We start from the raw sequence: 25,123 nt of genomic DNA, 5'->3' as shown, positions 1-25,123 counted from the left end.
TGAACATCTGACGTCATTCGGATATGAGATGCTATGGAAGAAGTCGGCCAATGGCCCACCACAGTGCGCTCACTTTGCCGCCAGTTGTCGCAGCTTCGAAATCGCCAGTCGACGCTGTCCATTTGATCTTATTTTGCCCGCAAGCTTAAGAGCCGAAGCACCAAGATCATCGTACACGATTTCAGCCTCTTCAGGTGAGACGAGCTTGAGTACAATGAGATGATTGCAGTCACCACGAAAGGCAACGCTGTTACCCGCCGTGATTTTTATCTCTACATCACCGCGGGCTTTACAGCGGGCGTCATGCCATAGACGGCGGGTATAATTCGAAGCCGAATGTCTCACGAGCAACGACCTCTCCAATGGAACCTATCAAGTGACCGTCCGGAGTGAATGGGCGTCCTGGATAGGCCGCCTTCAGCTCCTCGACTGCTTCATAGATCTTGGCAACTGCCTCAGGCAATTTAACTCGATCTCCCGGCTTCATGCAGCGCTCCTCCATTCTTGCCGACGTCAACGGGGCCGGAGATAAACGACAAGCCGCAAGACGACAAAAATTCGACTGTCCCATCGTAGAAGGCAGGTGGGCGCGTAGCGTCGGTAGGGTCGCCATTCGGAATATAAATGACCATTCCCTGTCGCGCCCGAGTGAGGAGCACCCGATAGGCGTTGGTCAGATAGATTTTGCGATTGCCCTCATTAACGTTCTGCCACTTCGTGCCTGTGAATCGATGAAAGGCCCACTTGCCGTTGACCGATCGAAAGTCGGCGTCCCAGCAGACCCCGACCCAATCAACCTCTAACCCCTGGATGTCAAACTCAGTCGCAGGGTCTTCTAGGTAATGAGATGAACGCACGTCATCCTTGCCATTCAAGAACCAATGCGTGGCGTCGATCTTCTCATGAACATTGAGGCCGAGCGGCTTTAATCGCGACGCACCCGATGACGCCACAAGTCCGACGCGCTCGCTTCCTCGTGCCTGCTCTCGGAGCCAAGCCCGGGCAGCGGCAAGATCGCGGGTCAATTTGATTGGATAGGTCGTCTTGATCTGCTCGTAGAGTGCCCGCGCCGCCGCGACTTCACCCGCGACGACGGCCCCGATGAATTCTGATAGTTTTTCTGCGCGAAACGACCGGATCGATACGGCCAGGTGCAGATGCTCGTAAATGGTAACGTCGAGCTTACTCAACATGGCCGGAAGATCTTGCCCCCAATGATAATCACGGTGGGCCAATTGGCGAGACGTAAACACCTTCCAGTCGGTAAATCTTGCCTGCAGAGCCGAGAACCATTCCGTTAGCCCAGCTTCGCCGGCATTGATTTCCTGACCGCCTCCGATCAAGCAAACCACTACGCACCAATCCTCGTGGCGGTCCATGACGCTAACCAGGAACGCCGGTTCCGACATATCGAAGTCTGCAAGACCCTTCTTGCGTGACATGAAATTGGCTAGGTGATCGCGATCCCAGGCTCGCTGGGCTTCATCGAATACGGCAACGCGTTCGATCGGTGCGTTCGAGCTCGCCAAACTATCATCCCGAAAATGCATGATATTTTGAATGAAGCTTTTCACTTTGCGGGCAGCGTCAGCCTTCCGAATCGTCGGCCCCGTCAGCTTGGATAGTGCGTGCTCGTCGCGCGCGAGAGCTTCCCGCAGGACATCGACGAGCGGACCATTCCCAGATAGAAACACGGCGTGTTCGTCTTCGTGAGCGCTTGTACGCTGGGTCACAAGATTGAGACCCGCTAGCGTCTTGCCGGCGCCAGGGACACCGGTCACAAAGCAAATGGCCTTGTGCCCGTTCGATTTGGCGGCCTCGATAACCTGCGCAATACATTCCGCCGTTTGGCTCAAATTGATTGCACCCGCGTCCGACCGCGTGATCTCGCCGACCTTATGCCCTTGATAGAGTGCTTGCGCGGCTTCAATGATGGTAGGCGTTGGCTTATAGCCGCTGCCTAGCCAAGCCTGGACGTCTATGTCGGCGCCAATCGTCGCCTGCTCCGAGATGTCCTTGATTAGCGCACCCAGCCCGACGCCATTACTGAGAACGGGTTTAGCAACCCTATCGTCCGCCCAGATCAGGGAATGGACGCTATCTGGAGCGCCCGTTGCGACGACGATTGGCACGATTGGTCGGTCGTGACTCCCGCTGTGAAAGTTCTTGAGGTCGAGCGCATAGTCGACCACTTGATCCAGGGCGACGCTGTCAAACAGCTCGGTTCCGACCTTGAATTCCAAGACAAAAATGACGCTGCCAACCAGAACGATATTGTCGGCCCGCTTGCCCATCCGCGGGATGGCAAACTCGAATGCTACCCAGCCCGAGGCGAGAGCTTGGAGTTCACTCTGCAAGATCGATATCTGGGCAAGCCAAGCATTGCGTTGCAGCGCCTCCAATGAAAAGGAGTTCTGTTTGGCGAGGTGACCGAGGATTGTTTCAGGTGATTGATCGACAAGATCTTTGATCGAGCTAGAATAAAAGGAGTGATTCATCCTGTTCTGCGCCAAGGCCCTATCTGATCTCATGGTCGATCTTATGCCGCCCGAAGATATCAATCTAGCCGCGATGGCCGAAACGCTTGGGAAATCGTCCGACTGCCGAGTGCTTCGCAGGCTCGTGCCGCGAACTGAGTTCGCCCCGCTTGAGGGACAACCAACCAAGATCGGCATCATGCTCGACGTCGAAACGACCGGGCTGGATACGGCCCGAGACGAGGTGATTGAGCTCGCGATGGTGAAGTTCACTTATCTGCCGGACGACCGCATTGCGCAGATTACGGACGTTTTTCGTCGTTCAACGAGCCGCAGAATCCAATTCCCGACGAAATCACTGACCTTACCGGCATTACGGATGAAATGGTGGCCGGGCATCGGATTGATCCAGAAGCCGTTGCAGCATTTGCTGTTGGCGCCGGTATCATCATCGCGCACAACGCCAACTTTGATCGCAAGTTCGCCGAACGCTATTGGCCGCTGTTCCAGCAGAAGGCATGGGCATGCTCGGCAACGGAGGTGGAATGGCGCAAGAATGGATTTGATGGGTCGCGGCTAGGATATTTGCTAGCAGGCGCGGGGCTGTTTCACCAGGCCCATCGAGCCATCGACGATTGCCGCGCCCTTGTGAATTTTTGGCTTCAAACCTCCCAAAACCGAATCGATCCGCTCTTGCGGTCCTCTTGGGGCGGGCGCGACGCAAGACGATGCGTATTTGGGCCGAGCAATCTCCCTTTGAATTCAAGGACGAATTGAAAAAGCGGGGCTATCGATGGAGCGACGGCGCTGACGGCCGACCGAGATCCTGGTACATCGATGTTGATGAAGAAAACGAACTGGCTGAAATCGACTTCCTGCGAACCACCAAATATTTGAGGGACGTCGAGCCTCGCGTACAGGCGATGAATGCGATCAACAGATTTTCGATTCGAGCCTGATGCCGCAAGTTGGTGTTTTAGACATAATGGGCCACCGCAACGCTGCAGTCACTTAAGACGGATCGGCCGCCCTTTCCTGCTCGTAGTCATCCATGGTCAGATCGAGCAACGGAAGCTGATCGAGCGGCGGCGCCGATATCCGGCTGCGGCTTGCGGGAGTAAAGCCGAACTCGGATGCAACACGCATCATGATCTCGGCCTGTCGATTTGCAATGGCAAGGAAGGGCGATTGTATCGGATAACCCGTCGGCGATTTCACCATCGTCCCGTATTTTTGAATCTGCTCCAGCGCTTCTGTCCAAAATCCGTAAGCGGCGCAATAGGTGGCGAGAGCGCCACGGTCGAGATGCGTGATCAAATTCAGCTTTGAAAGTTCTTCGCTAAGGCGAGCCCATTCCTGCCGGCCGGCCGTGCTCAGCTCAGGCGGACATTCGGGTAGCGCGGGCATCGGCCGCGGCTCGTGCGCGTTGAGAGGGCGCTTGCCGGGGTTGCCGGTCAACGCTTTGATTCTGGAGGGCTTGGGGCGCCGGCCTCGCATCACGATGTCTCCTCCACCGGCTGAGCCTCCGGCTGAAGTTCTTCGAAAAGCACGTCATCGTTTGCGCGCTTAGCTTTCTCCCCCGTGAATGCCTGCCAACGTCGGATCGCGACGTCCACGAACAGTGGGTCGATTTCAATGCCGTAGCAGAATCGCCCACACGACTGCGCAGCGATCAGGGTGGTCCCGCTACCCAGAAATGGCTCGTAGATCACCTGCCCCGGGCTTGAGTTGTTGAGCATGGGCCTGCGCATGCACTCTACCGGCTTCTGAGTCGCATGCGTGGTTTCGGCATCTTGCCCGCCGGTCGGGATGGTCCAGAGTGTGGTTTGCTTGCGGTCGCCCGCCCAATAGCCCTTCTTCCGGACGGCATACCAGCAGGGCTCGTGCTGCCAGTGGTAGTCTCCCTGACTCATCACCAGACGCTCCTTGGCCCAGATGATCTGCGCCCGGATCGCGAAGCGGCTCTTGGCGAGGCTTTCGGCAACAATGCTTGAGCGGAGCGCTCCATGCCATACATAGGCGATCTCACCCGGAAACAGATCCCAGGTTGGGGTCCAATCCGCGATCTCGTCGTTTTTGATTTTGCCCTTACGCGCGGACTTGTTGACGCCCCGGCGATGGCGCCATTGCGGATCATACTCAACGCCGTATGGCGGGTCTGTGACCATCAGATGCGGCACAACGTCTGCAAAGAGAGGCTGCACAGTTCCCGTATCCCGGCTGTCGCCGCAGGCTACACGATGAGGCCCAAGCTGCCAGATGTCACCGGGGCGCGATACCGCGACTTCAGTGAGTTCAGGGACCTCATCCTCGTCGATGAGACCGGCCTTGACTCGCGAAAGCGCTGCCGACAGTTCCTTGGTCGTAAATCCTAATACCGAAAGATCGGCACCGATCTCGGACAGATCGGCCAGCTCGAGTTTGAGCATTTTGGCATCCCAACTCGCATTCAAGGCTATCTTGTTATCGGCAAGGACCAACTGTCGGCGCTGGACATCAGACAATCCTCGAAGGACCACGACGGGGACGTCCGTTAGTTGCAGTTTCCGAGCTGCCGCTAATCGGCCGTGACCGGCAATAACGTCCGCGTCCTCGCCAACCAGGATAGGATTGGAAAAACCGAAGGCGCGAATGCTGCCGGCAATTTCGGCGACCTGAGCCGAGCTATGGGTGCGCGCGTTTCGCGCGTATGGGATCAATCGATCCAGCGGCCAGTATTCGATTTGCAATCGATGCGCCATGCTTTCCGGCTTAGCGGTGCTTTGCTCTGTCACTTGGCCTTCTTCGCTGTTTAGCTCGATCACTGCTCGACCCCTCCCCCTACCGAATTTCGCGACGTTTTTCTCGAGGCACCGCCGTTGATTTGACTCATCTTTTCGCACTGTCCGTCGGCGTCTTGCCCGATGGCCTCCGGCACCTCGACCGGAAGATCGATCGGCCACCCAGTGAAAATAAATGGTCCGTTTTTCCCGATACGAGCGGCGCGGCGCGACCGCGAAAAAGAAGGCATGAAGGGAGGCGAGAATGTGTTGCCTCTGCAAAGGCTTATCGACGAGCCCGCGGTATGCGGCCCGCCGCGCGCGCGATGCGGGCAAAGTACGTCCCGATACGCCTCAAAAAGTTCGGGTGTCAGAAAAAAAATCCCTGAATGAGAGAGTGACTGACATGCGAATCCCGTTTGCATTACGGACGCAATCAGAGGCCCCTTTGTACCGAATGGAAATTGTGAAGATCGACTACTACTACGTAAAACGATTATTCTTGCTCGCAGGCTCTCGAATATTATCGTGATGACGAATCATTACGGGGGTTTCGAGCCATGGTAGTGCATCGAACGCGCTCAGCAGCTGACCCTAGACAGCGTCAGCTCGATAGATTGCAAATGGCGACCGATGCCGGCATCGAACTCGCGCCAGCAGCCGCGCTTTTCTTCTGCGATCGCCATAAGGTACCCGTTCCCGATTGGCTGGCGAGTCATGCTGCTCGCGGATACTGCCAGCAATTGGGGCCCAGTCGACCTAAGAACCGAGGCCGCTCGTCTAGCATCGTGGACCGTTGCCGTCAGGATATGATCGATCTGATGCGTTGCGACACAGTTCGAAACGCGCGCTTTCAGCAAAGAAGCTTTAGCGAAACGCTCAAAACGGATGCGGGCGCACCTCCCAATGCGCTTGAGCATTCATTAAAGATGTCAATCTGGTACGGACACGACTGGCTAAGGGCCTACGAATGCGCATCGATGATCCTCAGAAACACGCCTGCGTTCGGCGGACCAGATGCAATGAAGGCAAGCTACTGCCGCGTCGAGCGCAATATGGAGCACCCGAAAGAGTCTTGGCGTTACTTCCTGTTCGAGCCGGAATTTCTCGAGGCCATCGGGCTCGATCATCCCAGCCGCTGGGGCCAGTCTAGCAAATGCGCGCCTTTGTATCACCTGACGCTGTAAGCGACGTCTGACAGTTTCCTTGGCACAAGACGAATCATAGTCGCCAAGGAGCATGAAGGTGCATCAAGAACAAAGCCGACGGCTGCGGGCCATTGAAGCAGCAAAGTACCTTCGCGTAAGCCGATCCACGCTCGCCAAGTGGCGCATGGCCAAGATCGGGCCGCCCCACCATCGCTGTGGGTCTCGCCTGGTTTACTATTTCGTGCATGAGATCGATGCCTGGTTAGCCACCTGCGACGCCGCAGCAAATGGTCGACCACGATGATTCAAAGGGATCGTGCAGATCCGAGGAGCAACCTCGCAAGTGAGGATCGCTTCTCCGAAATTGCTGAGATTCTGGCATGCGGTCTTGCACGCTTGATGAATCGAAAGTCCAGTCAAGTTTCGGAAGTGGCCCGGGAAAACTCGCTTTACTTCTCGGCTTTCCAGAGCGTTGGTCGACCCGTTCCGCAGAACGGAGAACGGCCATGAAATCGTCCATGCTGGCGCAATTGGCCGCCCTTAAAGGCGCCGCTGCCCCCGTACTGAAGGCCCGCTGGCGCGAACTATTTGATACCGAGCCGCCGGCCTATAACCGCCGCTTCCTTGAGAGCCGATTGGCCTACCGTATCCAAGAATTGGCCTATGGCGGCCTTTCCCGCGAAACCACCGAGCGGCTCAAAGCCATGGCCAAGCAGTATGCCGACCAAAAGCCGGCGGACCGCAAGGCTCGACCGCTTTTGCGGCCTGTCGCCGGGACGAAGTTGATCCGCGAATGGGAAGGCGTGGAACACTGCGTCACCGTTCGACACGATGATTTCGAGTATCTCGGCCGCCCCTTCAAGTCCCTGTCCTCGGTCGCCCGCCAGATCACGGGCACCAAATGGAATGGCTGGGTCTTCTTCGGCTTAAAGAACTCGGTGGGTAAATGACTTCCCGCAAAACGGCAAAGGGCCGAGCCAGCCCATTCGCGAACTCCTTTGAGCGATCAGGCTCAAGCCCCGCCTCCGTCCGAAAGGTCCGCTGTGCCGTATATACCCGCAAGTCGAGCGAGGAAGGGCTCGACATGGACTTCAATTCGCTCGACGCCCAGAGAGAGTCTTGTGAAGCTTATATCGTGAGCCAACGAGCAGAGGGGTGGACCGCAGTTTCAGATCACTATGATGATGGTGGCTTCTCGGGAGGCACCCTCGAGCGACCGGCCCTGAAACGACTCCTTGCTGCTGTCCAGGCCCGCAAGATAGATGTCATCGTGGTCTACAAGATTGACCGACTTTCACGGTCGATGCTCGACTTCCTCAACCTGGTCGAACTGTTCGAACGCCACGGGGTGACGTTCGTGTCCGTCACCCAATCCTTTAACACCAAGGATGCCATGGGCCGCATGGCATTGAACATTCTGGTGACATTCGCCCAGTTCGAGCGCGAGCTGATCGGAGAGCGGATCCGGGACAAGGTCGCCGCCTCTCGCAAGCGCGGCAAGTGGATGGGTGGTTGGACACCACTCGGTTATGAGGTCCGCGATCGCAAACTGCTGGTTCACGAAGTCGATGCCGAACGAGTCAGAACAATATTCCGGCGGTTCGTGCAGCTCAAATCCGCAACCCGGCTGGCTCGCGAGCTTGTCTCAGCCAACGAACGCACCCGGTACGGCCATCTCCTAGACAAGGGCGTGCTGTACAAGATCCTCAACAACCGGGTCTACCTTGGGGAGGCGGTTCACAAGGGTACCTCATATCCCGGCGAGCACCAGCCGATCATCGATCGCAAGCTGTGGGATCAGGTTCGCACCATTCTCAAGGAAAGCCCGCGCAAGCGTGCCGGTAATGCTCGCGCTCAGACCCCTGCCCTCTTGAAAGGGCTCCTCTTCGGCCCTGACGGCGCGGCGATGTCGCCAACTCACACCCGAAAGTCTGGTCGTCTCTATCGCTACTACATCAGTCAGACCGCGATGAAGCAGGGCAGATCGGACTGCCCCGTCAAGCTGGTGCCCGCCGCCGAGCTAGAGCGAATCATCATCGATCAGGTCCGTCTGCTCCTGCAAACTCCTGAAGTCATCGTTCAAACCTGGCGCGCTCTACGTAAGCTGTCCGATCAGGTTAGCGAGGCGGAGGTGCGGAGCGCGCTGCTCGGCTTTGAAGAGCTCTGGGATGAGCTATTTCCGGCGGAACAGGCGCGCATTATCGAGCTACTGGTCGAGCGCATCGACATGCATGCCGAGCGAATGGACATCACCTTGAAGATCCAGGGCCTAAGCTCGCTCTCCTCGGAATTGCAACCGAAGCCATTCCAGCAGGCCCCCGAATGAACCGACCGACCACCCTCACTCTCGGCCCCATTGGTCGACCGAAGCTCAGTCGGGACGGCCGAGCTATGGTCGTGAGCATCTCGATTTCATTCCGCCGGCAGGGTGGGCGCAAGCGTGTGGTGACCCCCGCAGACACCGATGCGTGGTCGCCGCCGAAGCCTCAGGTCGACAACACATTGGTCAAGGCGGTAGTTCGGGCACATCGCTGGCGCAATATGCTCGAATCCAACCTGTTTAGTTCGGTGCGAGAACTCGCCAAGGCCGAGAAGATCAACGAGTCCTATCTCTGCCGGGTGCTTCGGCTCACCCTGCTGTCGCCGGCCATCACCGAAGCGATCTTGAATGGGTTGCAGCCTGACGGACTTGAGCTGGCGCAGCTGTTGAAATCTATCCCAGCCGGATGGGATGAGCAGAGGGCGCTATTCTCGGCGGGACAGGTCCAAGGATCCTGAATGAGCAAAGAATTGTTCCGAATGCGAACAATTCTTCCGGGCGGGGCTTCGCAAATCGAATGCTATGGAACATGCCTCCCTCATGAAGTCGCCGCCCAACCTGAACAGGGCCGGGCGAGACGAGCGACGCGCACCATTCAGACGATCCAGAGCTGCGGACTCAATTGTCCGGACTCTAGACGTTATACCGCGCCTAAGGATAGGCGGCTCAACGAGCGGACCCTTGAACACGACGAAATGCCTCGTCTTGTTCAAGCGCCGCGCTACGCCGGTCGCCAAGGTCAATCAGCGCGTCGAGAAGCCTTAAGAGGCCGCGTGCACGATTAACTTCGAGGGGGTAATTCGCTTCTGCGAGGCGCTGAATGATTGCCGCGAGCCGCGCAGGCAGTGATGTCCCGACCCAACTGCCTTTTGCGTATTCAATAGAGTCCAATGCCGCCCCGGACTGATCGATAAACGCATCAAGGGCGTATGATGCCCCGGCTTTCTCGCACAGGGTCAGGTAGTTTTGCATGACGAAGGTTGACCAGCCGGTCGCTTTCATGAGCTCCGTGACGAGCGGGACGATGACCGCGATGTCACTCCAATCGCCGTTGACGAACCGCGCTGCGCCCGGACATTCGGCTTCGATGTTCACAAACAGAAGTGCCTTGATCAGGCTCGGCATGTCATAGCCGTGCACTTCCCCCGCACGGTAACCGTTCGGGCTAAACGTTCTGTCGTCGATCACGCGCTGAACACAGTCGTGGAGGACGGGCAGTGCGTTGGCGGGAATGTCTTTGGTATCCAAGACATGCCGTCTGACAGTGCTGTCCGCGAACTCTGCAAGCACGCGCAACGCCTCTTCGTCGTCCCGCGAGAACAGTTTAAGAAAGTGCTCGCGAATCCATTGCAGTTCGAAAAACGGTAAGACGCGGGCGAAGATGGTGCCTAACGCGTGGTCCCATTCGAACAAATTCGTTTGTTTGTCGCGGCGCTTCTTATCGTCCCACGATGGCATCAGCCGGTCGGCCGTCCAGCGCGCAAGATCAACGAGGAGCGGTCCGATTTTCGCGCGGTAAACATCTGACCGGCACCACTCTTCAAGCGGAAAGTGAGCGAAGAGCTTGGCGGCATATTGCCCGTCAAACGAGCGCTTGGGGTCGGTCCAATAATCTCCTTCACGTCTGTTGCGCTTCGGTGCCTTCACCCATGCCGGCGGCAACTGCTCGAAGCCCGACTCGGCTTCAAGACCAAGGGCATTCAATGCCTTCGTCACGGCGGCCTTGCGTGCGTCGCGATCTTCCGTGTCATCGCGCCCAAAGGTCGTCTCGTTCTGAATGGGATCGATGTAATGTGCGAGGTCGAACGCGAAGTGCGCGGCTACCCACTTTACATGCGGGTCCGGGTCCAAATAGAGGGCTTGGAAAGCCATGAGCTGAACATCTTCATTCGCATGGCTCGCAAGCTCAATGAGGCTGGCTGACGATTGCGAACGGGGCGCGCCACTCTTGCGGTCGTGGAACAGCGCGGAAATAAGATGAAAGGATGGATGCCACGGAATCTTCGACCCCCGATAATCCCCTGGCTCGCGCATCTTCAGAACGCGGTCCATCACATTCCAAGCCCATGGCCGATCCGCCGAATCTTTATCGCCATATCGGATAACGCACGCGGCGATAGCGGAGACGCCGCTTTGGACCGCGTGGGGCCCAACATCGGCGCGCTCGTCGAAGAGGTCGTTGCGGTCGTGCTTCTTGGCGTATTCGATTGCCTTATCTAACGACCAGCCCTCGGCAGGCTTGCCTTCATTCAAGGATTTCATGGCCCAATTCAGCACACGCGTTTGGCCCAAGGACTCTGAGGCCTTGGCGGCCTTCTGTTGTGTGGCTTCGGGCAGCGGTTTCGGCGGCTCATAGCCGATGGCAACTTGATCGCCTTGCATTTCGTAGCGCCGATAATTCGCGATATTGCCAAGGCCGGACCAAAGCTCAGCCTTCTCCTTCAATTGATGCGCCAGATTCGGGTGTTCGCGTTCTTCTTCGAGCTCGAACGGTAGGTTTTCCGGGAACGTCGCCAGCGCCTTCTTGAAGCGATCCCGCAGGCTCGTGTCGCCGCTGATGGCAAAATGCATCGCCAGTTCACGCACATCGTGTTTGCGGTATTCGCGGCTTGCGAGGAACGCTTTCGCCTTCGCTTTTTCACCCGTCAATTTCGCGAGGAAACCGAACCCGAAAAGGTCGACGTCCTTCTGCGGCTCTTGAATGAGCCGCGCCATATCATGCTGCCACAAGCGCTGGCACGTGACGATGGGCAGCGTCGTTTCAGAAACTTCGAACGTCTCGATGGCAAGGCGCAGGCAAAGGCCCAGCGTGGCATAGCACTCGCTGCCTTCGAGGATTTCCTTGATCACGTCGCTGGTGGAGCGGCCTTTCTCGATCTCCTTGAAGGCCCAATAGGCGAGCGACAGATAGGCACACTGGAGCGATTCGGAGCCCAGCATGCCAAGGCCCCAGCCGAAGACGTGCCAGTCACCCCAGAACTCCTGCTTGCCCCACGGGAAGTCCAGGACGATAGAAATCGGCGTGCCGTGTTTGCGGCGGTCGAGTTTATGAATTTGACGCCAGCCGGTGGTCGCGTGGTTCGTAAATTTCTTGATGAAGCGAAGGCCAACGGCGGGGCTCTTCGCGAGCAGGCTGCCGAACGGCTCTTGCAACGCCGATGAAGGGTGGAAATAATGATTGTAGGCGTCGAGGCCGACGTCATCCAATCGGAAGTCGGACATGCTCGTCGGAAAGTGGACCGACGGCAACGCCATCTGTTGATGGCGCGTGCGCTTCTCCTCCGGAATTGCCCTAATCTCTTCGCGCCACTTTGCTTGTTCAGCTTCTTCGCGGCGGAGCCGGTCATACTTGTCCTGCGGCAATTCTCGCAAGAGCTTGGCTTCAGCGACCTTTTCAACCGCCTCCGGCGCAACTTCCGCCATGACCGGGGTAAAGCCCATCAGATCGTCGAATGCGAGCCGCAGCATGTGCTCATTGTTGGCGGCGCGTAAAAAAAGGGCGACCGCGAACTCAGGATAGCTTCGGGCGGATCGGAGAAGCATGTTACGCAACCCGATCGCGAGACTCTTCTGCGCTTCGTGGCCGAGGACGTCCCATTTGCCGCGCGCGCGCGCATAGCCTTCGGCGTAGATTTCCGCTTCGAGATCGACGAGCCACGAACTGCACGTCGTCAGAATGTCCTTCGAGCGTTTGTTCTTAATGTCCGATAGCGCGTTCTGCCAAACCGCTAAGACCTCGAGCGCTTGCGGGAAAAGACGCGGTGGGAGCCTGTCATGACGCGCGATGATCCAGTCAATAAGGCGTCCCCATGCTTCACCGTCAGAAGGCCATCCAAGTAGATCGGCCAAGCGAATGGAGTCCATGCCTTCAATCTTGATCGCCCCTTGCATGATCATGGGGCTCGGCACGGTGTGCTGCGCCTGAAACCACACGAACAGCTTTTCGCACAAAGCGAAGTCGTCAGCCTCGACACGCTGCGTGAACTCGTCGATGGCACTCTCGAATGTGTTCGTGAAAGGTGGCGCCGTGAGCCATTCGCGCTTCCACTGGGCGCGCAAAGAAGAGCTTTCCAGCTGGGCCAATCCGGCGGTCCAACATCCGGGTTCGGTGAGCGCGTCTTGAGCCAGCAAACCCACCACGCGACCGAGCAATGGCGGTTCGCCGGCGGCGGAAAGCGCCGAAGGCCATGTGTCGCCGAGCTCGATGAGCAGCCGGAAGAAAACCCACTCAAAGAAGATGTCGTGCGTGAATGCAACCATCGCGCCTGCGCGCTCAAGGCGAATGATGTTATCCGCCTCCAACGCAGTCAGTTGAGCGACGGTCTCCGGCTTGAGATCGCGGACCAAGATCTCCTTGCCGAGATTACGCACGCCTTTTTCAGCAAGGTCGATGAGCGCGCGCTGGCGTTGCGGCACCGTTTCGGCCATAGCATCATGTCCGGCGCGCAGCCACCACGCGTTGATCAGATCGGCTTCGGTTTTCGGTTCGGCGCCTTGCGGAATGGCTTTGGCAAGCACGGACGCAAAAAACGGACGGCGCGCAATCTGTTCCACGGCTTGGCTGGGACTGAACAGAAGGCGGCCCAGATTGGGTTTCGATTTAGCTAGTCGTTCCGCCTCGTCTTCGGAGAACCCCTTCACCGAAACGCTGCCCATGCCGTTCGCGGTGTAAAACTGCCGGGGAAACCAATTCCGGTAGGCTTCGAGACCTTGATCGCGCGAGCTCGCGAGAACCTTCCAGTGCTGGAGGTTCGGGTCGGCCTCCATGGCGCGGATGAGATCGGTGATGATGTGTTGCTGGTCTGGCCGGATACGATCGATGCCATCGATAAACAGGATGGGCGTACCTGAAGAACCGATTTCGGCGAGAAGATCGGACGCGCTGGCGTGGCGCAGACCGAGCGCTGTCGCGAATGTTGTCCAGCTCGTTCCAAGTAGCCGGTCATTCTTGAGAAAGAGGATCGGGCCCCACTTCGCGGCGTTGGCTGCGAAGTGCTTCAGAACGGCAGATTTGCCGCAACCCGGCAGGCCGCCGATGGAAACAACGCGATGCTTCTCCAGCTGCTTTGCGACTTTCTCTTGCAAGCCGTCGCGCGCGACATGAACGTCATCGACCGTTTCGGACACATCGTTGAGCGCATCGAGCGAGGCGGCATTCAGCCGCTTGATATCGTCGCTGAAGTTCGGTGTAATTTTCAGCCGCACCGAGCCCTTCAGTTGGGCGAGCAGGGACGAGCGCGTCCATTTGGCGGCGTTCGCCGCGCCTTCGCGCGCGATGCGGCAGAGGCGGTCAAAAAGAAGAATGTCCTGACCGTCGACATTATCCGCGACGATTTCTTGCAGACGATTGACGATCTCTAGGCGGAGTGCACCGCCATCTTCCAGCCCAGCCAGGTGGATTGCGGCGAAATTCCGGTAAAAATTGACTTCCTCCTCCGAATTGGCCGCGCCGGTAAGCGGCAACAACGCTTCGCGCAGTCCCTCGTCGTCAGCACCCGCCGTGCCGCCCGGCGCGAAATACTGTTCGAAGTCTTTGGCGTCCGGGCTCGCCTTTGCTCTGGCGATCAGCCGTGAAAGGCTGCGGAAGGTCGAGTCCGTGACATGCTCGACGACAAATCCGCTCGCGTCCGAGTTTTTGATGAAGGTAGCGGTAGCTTGCGTCTTCAGAGCCGCCGCGACGATCTCTTTGAATTTCTGATCGGCGCCGCTGATGGTGATGGAGCGCTTAACCTGAAGTTCGAGCGATTTATTCGTACCGGCATGGTCTAGACCAACGATGACATCATCCATGGGATGGCCGTGGCCTTGCCGCTGAACAGCGACGCTGGTGACAATGCCAGGCTGGCCTGCCGCGCGCTCGAGCCGGAGCAGATGCGCGAGGTAATAGGCGACGACCGTGTCTTCGTATGTAAACCCTGCGCCGCCGGTCAGTTCGGTAGAGGCCGGTTTTTGTTCAAGTGTGTCGGTCAAGGCATCCCACCCCGGGAATCGATTTTCTGAATTGGTTGTTGTGCGCACGAGCAATATTCGCGGCGGAAGGCCTTGTATTTAGGCGGCAGTTGGGGCGCGGCAAGGGATTGGTTGCGGGCATAGGATTTGAACCTATGACCTTCAGGTTATGAGCCTGACGAGTTGTCGCAACCTAGCATCATTCCACTATCGGGCTTATAAGCTTTTGTAGAAGCTCATCATTCCGAGAACGGATTGCGTCGATCAGCACGCATGGCTGATCGAACCGAAGTCTCCGGCCTAAGTCTGCCAAAACGGGAATTTTCGCGGAATTGGTCGGAGACTTTCGGCAATTCACGCTCCCGGCCACGCGAATTGGGGGTGCGGAGACGGAACGAATTCGCGAAACCCGCAGTTTTTCCGGGTGTCGGGGCCAAGACTAAACGCGGGAGTGGATGGCTGCGCAAACAGGTATCGAACGCAGACGGCGGATTTGAGTTGGTTGAGCAAGAGAGATCCAAAACTGCTTGCTCGACGAGCCCTTAGTTTGCCGGAAAATGCCGTACTGGACCGTTTTGCAGGGTTCTAAGATTCGGAGAAAATTCGGTTCTCCGGACCTGTAGAAGGCCAGTTGGGCCACGATGGGATTTCTCTGGCGGGGAAAACGCAGCAAAATGGCCGGATTTCCGGCCTCTCCCGACGGCGAAGTACGAAGTGGCTTTGGGTGGCTGGCGGAGAGAGTGGGATTCGAACCCACGGTACGGTTTCCCGCACACACGCTTTCCAAGCGTGCGCCTTAAGCCACTCGGCCATCTCTCCGGAGCGCCCTCTCTTGAAGGGGAGCCGATGATTTTGCAAGAGATCGCGGGGAAATCGGGTGAATTTTCCGTAAGATATTGTATTTGAAAGACAATATCTGGCGCCAGCTGGCGCTTCGGAACCGCTCAAAGGCTGAACCGGAAGCGGGTTTGGCGCGACGATTCACTCAAGACCGCCAAACACGACCGGGGACGCCATGACCATCCAAAAGACCATCGTCGCGCTGGGCCTGATTTCGGCCCTTGGCTCCGCCTTTGCCGCGTCGGCCGCCGCGCAGGTCTGCACCCGGCAGGGCGTCGACGTGAGTTGCGACGACGGGCGGCGCGGGGTGCTTTCGGGCGATGCCATCATCTGGCCGGACGGGACGCGCTCGAACGCCTCGCCGCATCCGAGCGTGATCATCGGCAACAAGAGCTCGGTGCATGTCGGACCCGGCGTGTTCGTCGGCCAGGGCAAGGGCATGGTGCCGCTGGACGATCCCAACGCGCCGAACAAGCGGCAATGCGCGATTTTGGACGGGGTGTCGTATTGTTATTGAGCGCCTCTCCCCGCGAGAACGGGGAGAGCAAGCGAGCTTAAATCAGCCGCACACCTGATATCGCCGACTTCAGCCAGCGCAGTGCCTGCGGCGGCTGGGTCTCGAGCGGCGCGACGACGGCCTTTTCGGTCCGGCACTTCTCCAGCTCGGCGACGAAGTCGGCGGACCATTGCTGGATGGTGTGGCCGCGCAGCTTCTTCATCATCGCGTCCCAGCGCATCTTGCGCTCGGCGAGCGGCATCGCGGCCGCAACCGCGATCGCGCGCGCCATGCCGTCGATGTCGTGCGGATTGACCAGCAGCGCCGTTTCGAGCTCGTTGGCGGCGCCGGCGAACTTCGACAGCACCAGCACGCCGGGATCGGCCGGGTTCTGCGCGGCGACATATTCCTTGGCGACGAGGTTCATGCCGTCATGCAGCGGCGTCACCACGCCGATCTGCGCGGTGCGGTAGAGACCCGCGAGCACGGTCTGGCTGAAGCCCTTGTTGAGGTAGCGAATCGGCGTCCAGTCGACCTCGCCGTGGCGGCCGTTGACGTCGGTGACGAGACGCGCGACCTCGTTCTGGAGATTGCCATAGGCCTCGATCGCGCCGCGCGAGGGGTTGGCGATCTGGAGCAGCGAGATGCTGCGCGCGAACTGCGGATGCTCGGTCCAGAGCCGGTCGAACGCGCTGATGCGATTGACGAGACCCTTGGAATAGTCGAGCCGGTCGACGCCGATGGCGAGCCGCTCGCCGTTGAGGCTGCGGCGCAGCCGCGACACGTCAGGATGCGAGGCCGACTTCGCGGCGTAAGCTGCGAACTTCTCCGCATCGATGCCGATCGGAAAGACCTCGCAACGCGTACGGCCATGCTGCGAGATCGCAACGCCGTCTTCGACGGCGAGGCCGAGTTCGCCCGCGACATAGCCGAGGAAATTCTGGCAATCCTCATTGGTCTGGAAGCCGAGCAGATCGTAGGCCAGCATCGCCGTGATCAGCTCGCGATGATTGGGCACGCCCTGCATCACCGCGGCGACCGGCCACGGCGTGTGCAGGAAGAAGCCGATCGGATCATCGACGCCGAGATCGCGCAGCTCCGCGCCGAGCGCGAGGAAATGATAATCCTGCACCCAGAAAGCCGTTTTCGCTTTCCGGAAGCGCATCAAGGCGCGCGCCATGAAGGCGTTGACCTCGCGATAGCTGACATAGTCGTCGCGCGAGACGCGGATCAGATCGCTGCGCGAATGCAGCGCCGGCCACAGCGCCGAATTGGCAAAGCCTTCGTAATAGCCGCCGTAGTGCGCCGCCGGCAGATCCAGCGTCGCAATCGCACCCGAGCCAAGCGCTTCGATCTCGGCGAACGGTTCCTTCTGATGGCCGTCGCGCACACGGCCCGACGAACCCACCCAGATAGCACCCGAATGTTCCACCACGGGAAGCAATGCCGCAGCCAAGCCGCCCGTCATCGGCTCGTTGGGTTTACCGCGCGCAACTCGATTTGAAACGACGACTAAATTCACAGGTCGTCCCCTCCTTCATTCCAACCCGTTTAACTGCTGTTCATCAATATGGTTCCTGTCCATCATTTGTACGAAATGAAACCAAAATCAGGCACATGCGTTGGAACCAGTTTTTCTGCTGGGAACCCGGCGGTTTCGCTCAACAAAGTCAGTTTTCGTGACTGTGTTGCCCAGCATGAATTGCGCGCGCAAGCGAACCACGCGAGCGACAATGTGGCCCCGAGGTGTCGGTGCCTTATTCCAACCTTGTGTCGTCGAGCAGACGCGCGAGGAACGCGCGCACATCCTTCGGCTCATCGAAATGGCCGTTGACGCCGATGGCGCGGCGACCGACCGAGAAGGACAGCCCGTTCATGTCGGGCATGATCGCGAACACGGTCTCATCGGTAACGTCGTCGCCAATGAAGATCGGACGGCGCCCTTTGAAGGGCTCATGCTTCATCAATTCGCGCACGCCGGTGGCCTTGGTGAAGCCGGAATGCTTGATCTCGCAAACGAACTTGCCGGGCAGCACCTCGATCGGCGCATTGGGCAGATCGGCGCGGATCAGCGAGACGGCTTCGAAGATCGCCTTCTCCGCATGCGGCGCGAGACGATAATGCAGCGCCAGCGAATAGCCCTTGTCCTCGAGCAGAATGCCGGGGCTGAGCTTGGCGATCGCAGCCAGGCGCCGCTTCAGCTCCTTGTCCATCGGCGGCGCGTGCACGTCGTCGGCCTCATTGCCCACCGACAGGCGCATTTCCGCGCCGTGACCGGCGACCGCGCGAAACACGTCGGGTGCGAAGATCAGGTCGATGTCGTTGAGCGAACGGCCGCTGACCATCGCCAGCGCGCCGGACGTGCGCTCGGTCAACAGGTTCAGCGTTTCCGACAGGCCCGGCGGCACCCACACCTCGCGCGGCGTCGGCATCAGGTCGAGCAGCGTGCCGTCGATGTCGAGCAGGATCGCGGTCTCCCCCAGATGCGGCACGAGCGCATGCGGCACCGGCACCGCGTCGGGCGCTTCTTCGTCAACCATGGGGCGCTTCTGATCCAATTCCGCGAGTTCCGATTTCATAGTCTACTCCATAAAGGCAAGCGGCCGCGCGATTTGTTCGAGCGATTTGCGTTCCGCGGCGACGGCGTAGCGCCAGGCCACGATCGCAGCCACGATCATCAGGAAGGCCCCCAGCAAATAGCCCGCGAACACGCTGGTGCGTGATCCCGTGTCGATCAGCGCGCCGAACAGCGCGGGCCCGATCACGCCGCCGATGCCGGTGCCGACCGCGTAGAACACTGCAATCGCCAACGCGCGCACTTCCAGAGGGAACGTCTCGCTGACGGTCAGGTAGGCCGCGCTCGCGGCGGGCGAGGCAAAGAAGAAGATCACCATCCAGGCAATGGTCTGCCCCTGCGCGCTCAGCGCGCCGATCGAGAACAGATAGCCCGAGAGCGCCAGCAGCACGCCCGATACGCCGTAGGTAAACGTGATCATGACGCGGCGGCCGAGCGTGTCGAACAGGCGGCCGAGCAGCAGCGGCCCGAGGAAGTTGCCGGCGGCGAACGGCAGGAGATACCAGCCGACATGCTCGGCGCTGATGCCGTAGAAGTCGGTCAGCACCAGCGCGAAGGTGAAGAAGATCGCGTTGTAGAAGAACGCCTGCGCGCTCATCAGCACGAGGCCGACCAGGGAGCGCTGACGATAGACGAAGAACAGCGTGTGCACGACCTCCCTGATCGGAGTGTGGTCGCGCATCTTCAGGCGTATTTTCGTGAAGCGGCCATCGCTCGCATGCCGGTCATGCCCGATCACAGAGCGCTCGATCTCGTCCACGATGGCGTGGGCCTGGTCGGGCCGGCCGTGGATCATCAGCCAGCGCGGGCTCTCCGGAATCCACATCCGCATCAACAGCACGACGAGGCCAAGGGTCGCGCCGATGAGATAGGCGAGGCGCCAGCCGAGATCGGGACCGATCAATGCGGGATCGAGCAGCACGATGGCCGCCACCGCGCCCATCGCCGCGCCGATCCAGAAACTGCCGTTGATGACGAGGTCGGTCCAGCCGCGATAGCGCGCCGGCACCAGTTCCTGGATCGTCGAGTTGATCGCAGTGTATTCGCCGCCGATGCCGGCGCCGGTGAGAAAACGAAACAGCGCGTAACTCGCGACATTCCACGACAAGGCGGTCGCGGCGGTCGCGGAGAGATAAAGCGCCAGTGTGATGAAGAACAGCTTCTTGCGGCCGATGCGGTCGGTGAGCCAGCCGAAGCCGAGCGCGCCGAGCACCGCACCGGCAAGATACGCGGAATTGGCGATACCGAGATCGAGATTGGAGAATTGCAGCGACGGACTCTGCTTCAACGCGCCGGAGAGCGCGCCGGCCAGCGTCACCTCGAGCCCGTCGAGGATCCAGGTGATCCCGAGCGCCAGCACGACGCGGGTATGAAAGCCGCTCCACGGCAGCGCATCGAGCCGCGCGGGAATGCTGGTCTCGATGATGCGGTCAGCCGCGACCGCCGCAGAGACTGCAGGTCCATAATTCAGCGCTGGGCTTTGCTGCAATTCCATCGCGTTGCTGGGTCTAACCAATGGAAGCGGCCCCGGTTCACATGGTGTGGACAGGGGCGTTCCGATCATGGAGGTGCGGCATTCCGCCTGCCACCTGCGACAACGCCTGCGGCAAAGGCGGGTTCCCGCGGGAACAGCGCTTGGGATCGTCCGTTTCCGATGGAGCCGCTGGGAGTTGACGCATGGCTCACGTCAGAAAGACGACACATTCGCGCAAAACCTGGAGCGCGCGAAGGTGGAGTTGAAGCGGACGTTCGGGAGGGAGTGAGACTCGCGCTCTTTACCCCCCGTCGTCCCGGACAAGCGAAGCGCAGATCCGGGACCATAACCACAGGGAGTGGTTTGGCGAAGACTTGGAGTTACCACCGTCCGTCTCAACTATCCGCTGGGAGTATGGATCCCGGATCGGCGCGCGCCTAAGGGCGCGCTTGTCCGGGACGACAGCGGAGTATGAGGCGATAGCGAGGTCTTCAAGCGCCAAGCGCCTGACGCGCGGCGAGCCTTACGCGGCCCTGATATTGCCCATAAAGCGATCGAGCTCGGCGCGCAGGCGCGTGCTTTCGGATGACAGCGTCTTGGCCGAGTTCAGCACCTCTTCCGAGGCCGAACCGGTTTCGGCGGCGCCGCGATTGACCTGACCGATGTCGGTGGCTGCGGTCTGTGTGCCCTGCGCAACGGTCTGGACGCTGCGGGCGATTTCCTGCGTCGCGGCGCCCTGCTGCTCGACGGCGCTCGCAATCGACGTCGAGATCGACGAGATCTGGCCGATGGTCGCGCCGATCTCCTTGATCGCGGCGACCGACTCGGCGGTCGCGCCCTGCATCCCCGTAATGTGGGAGGAGATTTCGTCGGTCGCCTTCGCGGTCTGGCTCGCCAGCGACTTCACTTCGCTGGCGACCACGGCGAAGCCGCGGCCGGCCTCGCCGGCGCGCGCCGCCTCGATGGTGGCGTTGAGCGCAAGAAGATTGGTCTGCTCGGCGATCGCCGTGATCAGCTTGACCACTTCGCCGATCTGCTGCGCGGCATGGGAGAGTTTTCCGATGCGGCCGTCGGTTTCCTTCGCCTGCACCACGGCAGCTTCCGCAATACGACTGGAGTCGCGCACCTGGCGGCCGATCTCCTCGACGGAGGCCGAGAGCTCTTCCGTCGCGGTTGCCACCGACTGCATGTTGCTGGAGGCCTGCTCGGAGACACCGGCGACCTGGCTCGACAGGCTCTGCGTGGTCTCGGCGGTGCGGGTCAGCGTGGAGGCCGCCGATTCCAGCTGCACGGCCGAGGCCGAGACGTTGGAGACGATGGCGCCGACGGCGCTCTCGAAATCGTCGGCAAAGCGAATCAGCTCGGAGCGGCGGCTTGCGGCCTGCTCGCGGTTCTGGGCTTCGCTGGCGGCGGCGTCGCGCTCGGCTTTCGCGACAGCCTGAACCTTGAATTCCTCGACCGCGCCAGCCATCTCGCCGATCTCGTCCTTGCGGCCCAGGCCCGGCAGCACGACGTCGAAATTGCCGGACGCAAGCTCGCGCATCGCCTTGCACATCGCGATCATCGGACGCGAGATGCCGTTGCCGAGCATCAGGGCCAGCACGGCGCCAATGGCGAGGCCGCCGAGCGCCATCATCAGCATCAGCCGTTCGGTCTCGGTGATGGTGGAGTTGGCGCTCGCTTCGATGCGCTGCTGATCCGAGGTCAGATCGGACCGCAACTCGGCCGAGAGCTTGAGAATGCCCGCCGCCGTCTTGGTCATCTCGCCGTTCAACTTGACGATGATCTTCACGTTCTCGGTCAGCTTCGAGAAAGAGGTGCGGTACTGCTTCAGCAGGTTGCCGATCTCGGTGACGCGGTCGGTGATCTTCTGGTCATTGGCATAGATCGAGACCAGCAGGGTCTCCAAAAACTTGATGCGGGCGATCACGCCGTCGGCGGTCTTCGGCTCCGGCTTGGCGACGAAGGCGCTGACCGAGGTGGAGACCGCGAGATATTGCGAGGTGACGTCCTTGGCGGTGGTCTGAACCGAGTTCAGGCCCGCCAGCGCGGCCGTATCGGCGAGATCGTCGAACTTGAAGCGGATCTTGTTGCCGACGCTGTTGAGCTCGTCGGCGGCGATCTTGTTGTTCTCGCGGGTCAACGTGATGATCTCACCGAACACCTTGGTGAAGCGCTGGAATTCGGCCTCGAGCTTGCCGACCTGCTCGCGGCGCGCCGCGCCGGTCGTGGCCGCCACCGACTTGGCGATCGCGCCCTTCAGATTCTCTTCGGCGGCCTTGGCCGCGGTCTCGTCATCGGTCGCGCCCGTTAGCGTATAGGCCCGCGCCAGTCCCTGATAGGCGATCAGCTCGCGGTCCACGGTCCGCGCGAGGTCCGCTTCCGACACGCTGGCCCGGTAGGAGGCGACGGCGGCCTGGATCCGCTCGAAGCCGAAATAGGCGAAAGCCATGCTGACGGCGAGGATGGCCAGCACCGCCACGAAGCCGAGGATGATTTTTGCACGAAAACGCAGGGTGAAGAGCTTCGATGTGTTCGGCGTCGACTTGACGGGCATTCCCCACCCCATTCCATTCGCGGAAAACCAGGCGCAGCCCGGAAGCAGCCCGCTTCCTGACTCGTGAGCACGGTAGAGTGCAAAGGATAAGCGGCGGTAAATTTATGGCGTCGCAACTTGCGGTTAGGTGACGCGGGGAGATGCGCACTCGGCTGTCGTCCCCGCGCTCACGCGCCTTCGCGGGACGACAGCCGAGAGTGACGCGACGGCAGCGGCTTCGGACGCGGCCGAGCCTTATGCCGCCCGGATATTCCCCATGAACCGGTCGAGCTCGGCGCGCAGGCGGGTGCTTTCGCTGGACAGGGTTTTGGCCGAATTCAGGACCTCCTCCGAGGCCGAGCCGGTTTCGGCGGCGCCACGGTTGACCTGGCCGATGTCGGTGGCGGCGGTCTGGGTGCCCTGCGCGACGGTCTGGACGCTGCGGGCAATCTCCTGCGTCGCGGCGCCCTGCTCTTCCACGGCGCTCGCGATCGAGGTCGAGATCGACGAAATCTTGCCGATGGTGGCGCCGATCTCCTTGATCGCGGCGACCGACTCGGCCGTCGCGCCCTGCATGCCCGCGATGTGCGAGGAAATCTCGTCGGTGGCCTTCGCGGTCTGGCTGGCCAGCGACTTCACTTCGCTGGCGACCACGGCAAAGCCGCGGCCGGCCTCGCCGGCACGCGCCGCCTCGATGGTGGCGTTGAGCGCCAGAAGGTTGGTCTGCTCGGCGATCGCGGTGATCAATTTGACCACCTCGCCGATCTGCTGGGCGGCGTGCGACAGCTTGCCGATCCGGCCGTCGGTTTCCTTGGCCTGAACCACCGCATCTTCCGCGATGCGGCTGGAATCGCGGACCTGGCGGCCGATCTCCTCGACGGAGGCCGAAAGCTCTTCCGTCGCGGTTGCGACCGACTGCATGTTGCTCGAGGCCTGCTCGGAGACACCGGCGACCTGGCTCGACAGGGTCTGCGTGGTTTCGGCGGTTCGGGTCAGTGTGGACGCCGCCGATTCGAGCTGCACAGCGGAAGCCGACACGTTCGACACGATGGCACCGACCGCGCTTTCAAAGTCATCGGCGAAGCGAATCAGCTCGGAACGACGTGCGGTGGCCAGTTCCTTGTTCTGGGCTTCGCTGGCGGCGGCGTCGCGCTCGGCCTTGGCCACGGCCTGAACCTTGAATTCCTCGACCGCGCCGGCCATCTCGCCGATCTCGTCCCTGCGGCCGAGGCCCGGCAGCACGACGTCGAAATTGCCCGACGCGAGCTCGCGCATCGCCTTGCACATCGCGATCATCGGACGCGAGATGCCGGTGCCGAGCAGAAAGGCGAGGATCGCGCCGAGCAGCGTGCCGCCGACGGCCAGCATCAGCACCAGTTGCTCGGTCCGTCCGATGGTCGCTTCCGACTCCGAATCCAGCCGCTGCTGTTCGGCGACGAGGTCCGCCTTCATGGCGGTGGCGCCTTGCAGGATCGCACCGGCAGAACCGCTCATCTCGGTGACGAGCTCATCCACCATCTTGGCGTTGGCGATCAGCTTCTCCAGCGCTTCGCGATAGGCCACGAGGATGGTCTTGGCGTCCTTCAGGCCGGCGACGATCTTGTCGTCCATGGAATAGACCGCGCCGAGCGAATTCTCGACGAATTTCAGCCGCGCCAGCGCGCTGGTCGCGATCGCCTGGTCGGACGTCAGCACGAAATTGGTCGCCGCCGCGCTCGCGGTCTGGAACTGGGCGTTGACCTGCTTGGTGCCGAACTCGATCGACTGCGCCTCGGAATCGGAGGCATTGTTGCCGATATCGTCAAGCTTGTATTTCAGGAGATTGGCTTGGCGCGTCAGCTGGTTCTGCACCAGCAGCGCGCTGTCGCGCTTGGCCTGGAGGACCTTTGCGAAGGTTGCGGAGAAGTTGGAGAATTCCTTGGCGAGCTTGTTGAGGCCCTCCTGCCGCGCCGGCTTCTGGGCACTCTTGACCGCCTGGTCGATGGCGCTCTTCAGGCCGGTCTCGGCGTCCAGCGCTGCCTTGGCATCGTCCTCCTTGCCGGTGACGACGAAATAACGGACTGCCGAGCGGTAGGCGAGCAGCTCGCGGTCGATGTTGCGGGCGAGATCGGCCTCGGTGACGCTGCTGCGGTAGGACCCGACCCCGGCCGAGACCCGCTCGAAACCGAAATAAGAGAAAGCCATGCTGCCGGCGGAGATCACCAGCACCGCGGCGAAGCCGAGGATGATCTTGGCGCGGAACCGGAGGGTCGGAAATATTGTACGCTTCGACGGCGACGCGATACGCCCGGACATTCCAACCCCCATTTTCTATTCAGCCGTGATCCGGAGGCGCCCCGCCGGATGCGCAAAACTAGGGCAGAATGGATAAAGGGCGGTAAATTCGCCGCACCTGCGCAATTTCCGGCTTTGTCGGCCAAAAGCCGACCGGATGGGATGACGGCTGGCATCCCACATGGGCCGACCATTTTGCGGCGGTCGACCCGCTTCGCCGGCCCAAGTCATTGCCCGCTCGTCAGGATCGATAACTTTTCCATGACCGGCGTGAC

The 25,123-nt window shown here is 60.3% G+C and carries 19 protein-coding genes and 1 tRNA gene; 8 read left to right on the top strand and 12 right to left on the bottom strand.

Annotated elements, in window-relative coordinates:
• Nucleotides 1-69: 69 nt before the first annotated feature.
• The 3 genes from AB7G19_RS02915 to AB7G19_RS02905 are packed head-to-tail and all read right to left on the bottom strand — an operon-like array spanning nucleotide 70 to nucleotide 2,513.
• Entirely contained in the window at nucleotides 70-345 is a 276-nt protein-coding gene (locus tag AB7G19_RS02915) for a DUF6998 domain-containing protein (protein WP_441267699.1), read from the bottom strand.
• On the bottom strand, nucleotides 302-487 hold the full coding sequence (locus AB7G19_RS02910) for a DUF6998 domain-containing protein (protein WP_441267698.1): 186 nt from the start codon (nucleotides 485-487) through the stop codon (nucleotides 302-304). The genes AB7G19_RS02915 and AB7G19_RS02910 overlap by 44 nt, the downstream gene beginning before the upstream one ends.
• Nucleotides 465-2,513 carry a DUF2075 domain-containing protein gene (locus tag AB7G19_RS02905; RefSeq protein ID WP_441267697.1) on the bottom strand — a complete coding sequence of 683 codons (2,049 nt, stop codon included), beginning with the start codon at nucleotides 2,511-2,513 and terminating at the stop codon, nucleotides 465-467. The genes AB7G19_RS02910 and AB7G19_RS02905 overlap by 23 nt, the downstream gene beginning before the upstream one ends.
• A gap of 306 nt (nucleotides 2,514-2,819) precedes the next feature.
• On the opposite strand from AB7G19_RS02905, the gene AB7G19_RS02900 reads away from it, so the two are divergent.
• The gene (locus AB7G19_RS02900; protein WP_441268813.1) at nucleotides 2,820-3,254 is read left to right on the top strand and encodes an exonuclease domain-containing protein; all 435 of its coding nucleotides are present in this window, start codon (nucleotides 2,820-2,822) and stop codon (nucleotides 3,252-3,254) included.
• Nucleotides 3,206-3,436 carry a hypothetical protein gene (locus AB7G19_RS02895; RefSeq protein WP_441267696.1) on the top strand — a complete coding sequence of 77 codons (231 nt, stop codon included), beginning with the start codon at nucleotides 3,206-3,208 and terminating at the stop codon, nucleotides 3,434-3,436. Before AB7G19_RS02900 ends, AB7G19_RS02895 begins: the two co-directional genes overlap by 49 nt.
• 52 nt (nucleotides 3,437-3,488) lie before the next feature.
• Here AB7G19_RS02895 and AB7G19_RS02890 read toward each other — a convergent pair whose 3' ends face one another.
• Together AB7G19_RS02890 and AB7G19_RS02885 are read right to left on the bottom strand one after the other, a co-directional pair.
• Nucleotides 3,489-3,935: a phage terminase small subunit P27 family gene (locus AB7G19_RS02890; RefSeq protein WP_441267695.1), complete on the bottom strand. Its 447-nt coding sequence runs from the start codon at nucleotides 3,933-3,935 to the stop codon at nucleotides 3,489-3,491.
• Nucleotides 3,936-3,973: 38 nt separating this feature from the next.
• Nucleotides 3,974-5,218, bottom strand: coding sequence for a site-specific DNA-methyltransferase (locus tag AB7G19_RS02885; RefSeq protein ID WP_441268812.1), 1,245 nt, complete (start codon nucleotides 5,216-5,218; stop codon nucleotides 3,974-3,976).
• 641 nt (nucleotides 5,219-5,859) lie between these two features.
• On the opposite strand from AB7G19_RS02885, the gene AB7G19_RS02880 reads away from it, so the two are divergent.
• The 5 genes from AB7G19_RS02880 (at nucleotide 5,860) to AB7G19_RS02860 (ending at nucleotide 9,162) form a co-directional block, all read left to right on the top strand.
• Nucleotides 5,860-6,423: a hypothetical protein gene (locus tag AB7G19_RS02880; protein ID WP_441267694.1), complete on the top strand. Its 564-nt coding sequence runs from the start codon at nucleotides 5,860-5,862 to the stop codon at nucleotides 6,421-6,423.
• 52 nt (nucleotides 6,424-6,475) lie between these two features.
• A complete protein-coding gene (locus AB7G19_RS02875) occupies nucleotides 6,476-6,688 on the top strand; it encodes a helix-turn-helix transcriptional regulator (RefSeq protein WP_441267693.1) in 213 nt (70 codons plus the stop codon).
• Between the two features lie 202 nt (nucleotides 6,689-6,890).
• The gene (locus AB7G19_RS02870) at nucleotides 6,891-7,334 is read left to right on the top strand and encodes a DUF2924 domain-containing protein (RefSeq protein WP_441267692.1); all 444 of its coding nucleotides are present in this window, start codon (nucleotides 6,891-6,893) and stop codon (nucleotides 7,332-7,334) included.
• The gene (locus AB7G19_RS02865; protein WP_441267691.1) at nucleotides 7,331-8,710 is read left to right on the top strand and encodes a recombinase family protein; all 1,380 of its coding nucleotides are present in this window, start codon (nucleotides 7,331-7,333) and stop codon (nucleotides 8,708-8,710) included. The genes AB7G19_RS02870 and AB7G19_RS02865 overlap by 4 nt, the downstream gene beginning before the upstream one ends.
• A gap of 65 nt (nucleotides 8,711-8,775) precedes the next feature.
• Nucleotides 8,776-9,162 carry a hypothetical protein gene (locus tag AB7G19_RS02860; RefSeq protein WP_441267690.1) on the top strand — a complete coding sequence of 129 codons (387 nt, stop codon included), beginning with the start codon at nucleotides 8,776-8,778 and terminating at the stop codon, nucleotides 9,160-9,162.
• A 208-nt stretch (nucleotides 9,163-9,370) separates the two neighbouring features.
• Here the strand turns inward: AB7G19_RS02860 and AB7G19_RS02855 are convergent, their stop codons facing one another.
• Both AB7G19_RS02855 and AB7G19_RS02850 read right to left on the bottom strand, forming a co-directional pair.
• Entirely contained in the window at nucleotides 9,371-14,674 is a 5,304-nt protein-coding gene (locus AB7G19_RS02855; RefSeq protein WP_441267689.1) for an NACHT domain-containing protein, read from the bottom strand.
• A 708-nt stretch (nucleotides 14,675-15,382) separates the two neighbouring features.
• Nucleotides 15,383-15,472, bottom strand: a tRNA-Ser gene (locus tag AB7G19_RS02850).
• A gap of 196 nt (nucleotides 15,473-15,668) precedes the next feature.
• Here AB7G19_RS02850 and AB7G19_RS02845 point away from each other — a divergent pair.
• The gene (locus AB7G19_RS02845) at nucleotides 15,669-16,010 is read left to right on the top strand and encodes a hypothetical protein (protein WP_063980509.1); all 342 of its coding nucleotides are present in this window, start codon (nucleotides 15,669-15,671) and stop codon (nucleotides 16,008-16,010) included.
• A 37-nt stretch (nucleotides 16,011-16,047) separates the two neighbouring features.
• Here AB7G19_RS02845 and AB7G19_RS02840 read toward each other — a convergent pair whose 3' ends face one another.
• The 5 genes from AB7G19_RS02840 to AB7G19_RS02820 all read right to left on the bottom strand — a co-directional run bounded on the left by AB7G19_RS02840 (nucleotide 16,048) and on the right by AB7G19_RS02820 (nucleotide 24,869).
• Nucleotides 16,048-17,511 carry a trehalose-6-phosphate synthase gene (locus AB7G19_RS02840; RefSeq protein ID WP_028170078.1) on the bottom strand — a complete coding sequence of 488 codons (1,464 nt, stop codon included), beginning with the start codon at nucleotides 17,509-17,511 and terminating at the stop codon, nucleotides 16,048-16,050.
• 235 nt (nucleotides 17,512-17,746) lie between these two features.
• Nucleotides 17,747-18,568: a trehalose-phosphatase gene (gene otsB, locus AB7G19_RS02835; RefSeq protein WP_063980508.1), complete on the bottom strand. Its 822-nt coding sequence runs from the start codon at nucleotides 18,566-18,568 to the stop codon at nucleotides 17,747-17,749.
• Nucleotides 18,569-18,571: 3 nt separating this feature from the next.
• On the bottom strand, nucleotides 18,572-20,059 hold the full coding sequence (locus tag AB7G19_RS02830) for an MFS transporter (protein WP_063980507.1): 1,488 nt from the start codon (nucleotides 20,057-20,059) through the stop codon (nucleotides 18,572-18,574).
• Nucleotides 20,060-20,561: 502 nt separating this feature from the next.
• Nucleotides 20,562-22,595 carry a methyl-accepting chemotaxis protein gene (locus AB7G19_RS02825; RefSeq protein ID WP_063980506.1) on the bottom strand — a complete coding sequence of 678 codons (2,034 nt, stop codon included), beginning with the start codon at nucleotides 22,593-22,595 and terminating at the stop codon, nucleotides 20,562-20,564.
• Between the two features lie 234 nt (nucleotides 22,596-22,829).
• A complete protein-coding gene (locus AB7G19_RS02820; RefSeq protein WP_231143781.1) occupies nucleotides 22,830-24,869 on the bottom strand; it encodes a methyl-accepting chemotaxis protein in 2,040 nt (679 codons plus the stop codon).
• Between the last annotated feature and the right edge of the window lie 254 nt (nucleotides 24,870-25,123).

The sequence above is a fragment of the Bradyrhizobium sp. 215_C5_N1_1 genome, from assembly GCF_052075935.1.
GTDB classification, from domain to species: Bacteria; Pseudomonadota; Alphaproteobacteria; order Rhizobiales; family Xanthobacteraceae; genus Bradyrhizobium; species Bradyrhizobium barranii.
Note: the sequence above shows the minus strand (reverse complement) of the source record. Positions and strands in the feature narration are given on the sequence as shown.